At 47.5% G+C, this 5,323-nt stretch carries 1 tRNA gene and 3 rRNA genes; all 4 read right to left on the bottom strand.

Annotated elements, in window-relative coordinates:
- A 5S ribosomal RNA gene (gene rrf / locus Hs20B_RS09495) occupies positions 1 to 116 on the bottom strand.
- 99 nt (positions 117 to 215) lie between these two features.
- Positions 216 to 3,119, bottom strand: a 23S ribosomal RNA gene (locus tag Hs20B_RS09490).
- A 171-nt stretch (positions 3,120 to 3,290) separates the two neighbouring features.
- Positions 3,291 to 3,363 (bottom strand) — tRNA-Ala (locus Hs20B_RS09485).
- A 131-nt stretch (positions 3,364 to 3,494) separates the two neighbouring features.
- A 16S ribosomal RNA gene (locus Hs20B_RS09480) occupies positions 3,495 to 5,051 on the bottom strand.
- Together the 16S, 23S and 5S rRNA genes with 1 tRNA gene alongside form the textbook arrangement of a ribosomal RNA operon.
- Between the last annotated feature and the right edge of the window lie 272 nt (positions 5,052 to 5,323).

Genomic DNA, 5,323 nt, shown 5'->3' with positions numbered 1-5,323 from the left:
GCTTGGCACCGACCATATCTCACAGGGGGCAACCCCCAACTACTTCCGGCGTAATGAGACTTAACTACTGTGTTCGACATGGGAACAGGTGTATCTCTCATGCAATTAGCACCAAACTAATTTCTTTGAATGTCGTACTTTGAACATTCAAAACTGAATAACTAATTTCTAATCTAACCTTCCTTAAACCAAAACGTTCATATCTTTTCATTACTTAGGTAAAGTCCTCGAGCTATTAGTACTAGTCCGCTCCGATTGTCACCAACCTTCCACTTCTAGCCTATCTACCTGATCATCTCTCAGGGCTCTTAATTCATTAAGAATGGGAAATCTCATCTTGAGGTAGGTTTCACACTTAGATGCTTTCAGCGTTTATCCTTTCCCTACATAGCTACCCAGCGATGCCTTTGGCAAGACAACTGGTACACCAGCGGTAAGTCCACCCCGGTCCTCTCGTACTAAGGGCAGATCCTCTCAAATTTCCTACGCCCGCGACGGATAGGGACCGAACTGTCTCACGACGTTCTGAACCCAGCTCGCGTGCCGCTTTAATGGGCGAACAGCCCAACCCTTGGGACCGACTACAGCCCCAGGATGCGACGAGCCGACATCGAGGTGCCAAACCTCCCCGTCGATGTGAACTCTTGGGGGAGATAAGCCTGTTATCCCCAGGGTAGCTTTTATCCGTTGAGCGATGGCCCTTCCATGCGGTACCACCGGATCACTAAGTCCGACTTTCGTCCCTGCTCGACTTGTAGGTCTCGCAGTCAATCTCCCTTATACCTTTACACTCTACGCATGATTTCCAACCATGCTGAGGGAAACTTTGAGCGCCTCCGTTACTCTTTAGGAGGCGACCGCCCCAGTCAAACTGCCCAGCAGACACTGTCTCCCACGCCGATTAGGCGTGCGGGTTAGAGTAGCCATGACACAAGGGTAGTATCCCAACAACGCCTAACTGTAAACTAGCGTTCACAGATCATCGGCTCCTACCTATCCTGTACATGTGCAACAGATACTCAATATCAACTTGCAGTAAAGCTCCATGGGGTCTTTCCGTCCTGTCGCGGGTAACCTGCATCTTCACAGGTACTAAAATTTCACCGAGTCTCTCGTTGAGACAGTGCCCAAATCGTTACGCCTTTCGTGCGGGTCGGAACTTACCCGACAAGGAATTTCGCTACCTTAGGACCGTTATAGTTACGGCCGCCGTTTACTGGGGCTTCAATTCTTACCTTCGCTTACGCTAAGCAATCCTCTTAACCTTCCAGCACCGGGCAGGCGTCACCCCCTATACATCATCTTACGATTTAGCAGAGAGCTGTGTTTTTGATAAACAGTCGCTTGGGCCTATTCACTGCGGCTCTACTTGCGTAGAGCACCCCTTCTCCCGAAGTTACGGGGTCATTTTGCCGAGTTCCTTAACGAGAGTTCTCTCGCTCACCTGAGGCTACTCGCCTCGACTACCTGTGTCGGTTTGCGGTACGGGTAGGTTATATTTAACGCTAGAAGCTTTTCTTGGCAGTGTGACATCAGATACTTCGATTCCGAAGAATCTTCCCTATCACAGCTCAATCTTAGAGGCGAAAGCATTTAACTCACGCCAAACCTCACTGCTTCGACCAGAATCCATTAACTGGCACATCTTAGCCTACTGCGTCCCTCCATCACTATATAACCTAGTACAGGAATATCAACCTGTTGTCCATCGGATACGCCATTCGGCCTCTCCTTAGGTCCCGACTAACCCAGGGCGGACGAGCCTTCCCCTGGAAACCTTAGTCTTACGGTGGACAGGATTCTCACCTGTCTTGCGCTACTCATACCGGCATTCTCACTTCTATACGCTCCAGCACTCCTCACGGTATACCTTCGTCGCTGTATAGAACGCTCTCCTACCAATTAAATAAATTTAATTCCATAGCTTCGGTAATATGTTTTAGCCCCGGTACATTTTCGGCGCAGGATCACTCGACTAGTGAGCTATTACGCACTCTTTAAATGGTAGCTGCTTCTGAGCTAACATCCTAGTTGTCTGTGCAATCCCACATCCTTTTCCACTTAACATATATTTTGGGACCTTAGCTGATGGTCTGGGCTGTTTCCCTTTCGACTATGGATCTTAGCACTCACAGTCTGACTGCCCAACGCATGTAGATGGCATTCGGAGTTTATCTGATATTGGTAATCCGGGATGGACCCCTCAATCAAACAGTGCTCTACCTCCATTACATTCAAGTTGGACGCTAGCCCTAAAGCTATTTCGGAGAGAACCAGCTATCTCCAAGTTCGTTTGGAATTTCTCCGCTATCCACAAGTCATCCAAACACTTTTCAACGTGTCCTGGTTCGGGCCTCCAGTGCGTCTTACCGCACCTTCACCCTGCTCATGGATAGGTCACATGGTTTCGGGTCTAAATCATGATACTATGGCGCCCTATTAAGACTCGCTTTCGCTACGGCTCCGACTCTTCATCTTAACCTCGCATCATAACTTAACTCGCCGGTTCATTCTACAAAAGGCACGCTCTCACCCATTAACGGGCTCGAACTTGTTGTAGGCACACGGTTTCAGGTGCTATTTCACTCCCCTCCCGGGGTTCTTTTCACCTTTCCCTCACGGTACTTGTTCACTATCGGTCACTAGAGAGTATTTAGGGTTGGGAGATGGTCCTCCCAGATTCCGACGAGATTTCTCGTGTCTCGCCGTACTCAGGATACTGCTAGGTATATAATCTATTTCGGATACGAGGCTGTTACTCTCTTTAGCTTACCTTCCCAGGTAATTCTCCTATAAACTATAAGTCCACATTGCAGTCCTACAACCCCTACAGATAAATCCGTAGGTTTGCCCTTCTTCCGTTTCGCTCGCCGCTACTTAGGAAATCGCGTTTGCTTTCTCTTCCTGTTGCTACTTAGATGTTTCAGTTCACAACGTCTTGCCCTGTAAGTGCTATGTATTCACACAAACAGTAGTAGCCATTAGCTACTGGGTTCCCCCATTCGGACACCTGCGGATCAATGCTTACTTACAGCTCCCCGCAGAATTTCGTAGTTAGTCACGTCCTTCTTCGCCTTCTAGTGCCAAGGCATCCACCGTGCGCCCTTATTAACTTAACCTTTAATTTGATACATTTAAGTATCTTGGTAATAAGTATTGAGTCTTTCGACTCACGCTTTTTTTTTGAGGTGACATATAAATACATCACTTCTCGGTTTATTTCTTGTTATTTTAGAAATTGTTATTCAGTTTTCAATGATCAAATCCTATTTTAACGTCTTCGTTGACAATGGAGCCTAGCGGGATCGAACCGCTGACCTCCTGCGTGCAAAGCAGGCGCTCTCCCAGCTGAGCTAAGGCCCCGTTTATCTTTAGCTTATAAAAGACAAACTTTTCTTTTGGATTGTCTATGTTCATAAACCTCTCAAAACTAAATAAAACAGTCACTTACCAGTACCTTATCCAACAAGTCCGTAAACTTGCTTTTTCCTTAGAAAGGAGGTGATCCAGCCGCACCTTCCGATACGGCTACCTTGTTACGACTTCACCCCAATCATCTATCCTACCTTAGACGGCTGCCTCCTAAAAGGTTAGCTCACCGGCTTTGGGTATTACAAACTCTCGTGGTGTGACGGGCGGTGTGTACAAGGCCCGGGAACGTATTCACCGCGGCGTGCTGATCCGCGATTACTAGCGATTCCGACTTCATGTAGGCGAGTTGCAGCCTACAATCCGAACTGAGATTGGCTTTAAGAGATTAGCTTGCTGTCACCAGCTTGCGACTCGTTGTACCAACCATTGTAGCACGTGTGTAGCCCAGGTCATAAGGGGCATGATGATTTGACGTCATCCCCACCTTCCTCCGGTTTATTACCGGCAGTCTCGCTAGAGTGCCCAACTTAATGATGGCAACTAACAATAGGGGTTGCGCTCGTTGCGGGACTTAACCCAACATCTCACGACACGAGCTGACGACAACCATGCACCACCTGTCACCTATGCCCCGAAGGGAAATCTTATCTCTAAGACGGTCATAGGGATGTCAAGACCTGGTAAGGTTCTTCGCGTTGCTTCGAATTAAACCACATGCTCCACCGCTTGTGCGGGCCCCCGTCAATTCCTTTGAGTTTCAACCTTGCGGTCGTACTCCCCAGGCGGAGTGCTTAATGCGTTTGCTGCGTCACTTAGGGCTGGATAGCCCCAAACAACTAGCACTCATCGTTTACGGCGTGGACTACCAGGGTATCTAATCCTGTTTGCTACCCACGCTTTCGAGCCTCAGTGTCAGTTACAGTCCAGAGAGCCGCTTTCGCCTCCGGTGTTCCTCCATATATCTACGCATTTCACCGCTACACATGGAATTCCACTCTCCTCTACTGCACTCAAGTCTAACAGTTTCCAATGCACACAATGGTTGAGCCACTGCCTTTTACATCAGACTTATTAAACCACCTGCGCTCGCTTTACGCCCAATAAATCCGGACAACGCTCGGGACCTACGTATTACCGCGGCTGCTGGCACGTAGTTAGCCGTCCCTTTCTGGTTAGGTACCGTCACTTGTGTAATTTTCCACTCTACACAACGTTCTTCTCTAACAACAGAGTTTTACGATCCGAAAACCTTCTTCACTCACGCGGCGTTGCTCGGTCAGACTTTCGTCCATTGCCGAAGATTCCCTACTGCTGCCTCCCGTAGGAGTTTGGGCCGTGTCTCAGTCCCAATGTGGCCGATCACCCTCTCAGGTCGGCTATGTATCATCGCCTTGGTAGTCCATTACACTACCAACTAGCTAATACAACGCGGGTCCATCTTTTGGTGTAGCAATTGCTACTTTTAAATTTAAGTCATGTGACCTAAATTGTTATGCGGTATTAGCTATCGTTTCCAATAGTTATCCCCCTCCATAAGGCAGGTTACCCACGCGTTACTCACCCGTTCGCTACTCTTTTCTTCCGGTGGAGCAAGCTCCGGTGAAAGAAAAGCGTTCAACTTGCATGTATTAGGCACGCCGCCAGCGTTCGTCCTGAGCCAGGATCAAACTCTCATTTAATGATGTTCTATTACTAAAACATCGGCTTTGTTTTTGTCCGTTAATTTCTTAACGATTTATTGTCGAATTGACATTTGTTGTCTGTAGACAACTTTTGTACTTGGTTCGTTTCTGTTTTATTCAGTTTTCAAAGGTCTAGTGTTGCTCTTGTGAGACAACTACTTAATTCTATCAGAACTTCCGCTCCTTGTCAACTACTTTTTGAAAGTTTTTTTATTTTTCTTTCAATCGTTCGTCTCCTCGAATTGAGTACTTTAATATCTTATCAAATT

It is taken from the genome of Pseudolactococcus insecticola (assembly GCF_011170065.1).
Classification (GTDB): Bacteria; Bacillota; Bacilli; order Lactobacillales; family Streptococcaceae; genus Pseudolactococcus; species Pseudolactococcus insecticola.
This window is presented reverse-complemented; position numbering and strand designations above follow the sequence as displayed.